1 protein-coding gene is annotated in these 745 nt (G+C 48.9%); it reads right to left on the bottom strand.

What is annotated here, in order from left to right:
- A partial coding sequence (locus ACWHAR_RS26535; protein WP_452088356.1) for a DMT family transporter occupies positions 1-745 on the bottom strand: 745 nt, incomplete at both ends.

The raw sequence follows: 745 nt of genomic DNA, 5'->3' as shown, positions 1-745 counted from the left end.
AAAAGCACTCATTTTAAACGCCTCAATTCGCGACAGCGTATAGTTAGACAGAAATGAAGTGACGAGTGAAGACAGCACGCCCAAATACACAATGGCGAGAACGAAGCCTGGCTCCCGGAACGGCAGAAAATAAGTGCCGACTGTTCCCGCCGCTCCGTGACGCACAAGGGCGATGGCGTTGAAGACGACAAAGCCGATGGCTGACATGATGTAGGTGAGCTCGGTCAGCTTGAACCGCTGCGTCATTTTTCTGGCAGCAGTATTGTACATCGCTGAAGACAAAGCGGACAATAGGATCAGCAAAGACCCTTTTAAGCTGGCTGATTCCACGTCAACGCCTTTCATCACAAAAATAAACATGACGCCGGCAACGGATAAAACCGTGAACCCTTTTTGCGTCCACGTTGGGCGTTCCTTTAAAACATAAGAGGCAAAGACCATCGTGAAGATCGGAATGGCTGCCTGAATAATTCCCGCTTCAGAGGAGGACGAGTACACAAGGCCGAATGCCTGAAAGCTGAAAAATAACGCGGGATACAGCAGGGCGAGCGGCAAAATGGCAATGACGTCCTTTACACGGATTGATAGCTTTACCCAGCCGAATAAGATCGGTACAGTGGCCGCAGCAAACGCAAGGGTGAACCGATGCGCCAAAATATCAAACGGCTCTGCTGTTTGCAGTGCGATTTTTACGAATAGAAAGGATAAACCGATAATGAACGAATATAAGATAGCCGCCGTATAA

The organism is Bacillus sp. LR--39 (genome assembly GCF_053613335.1).
This window is presented reverse-complemented; position numbering and strand designations above follow the sequence as displayed.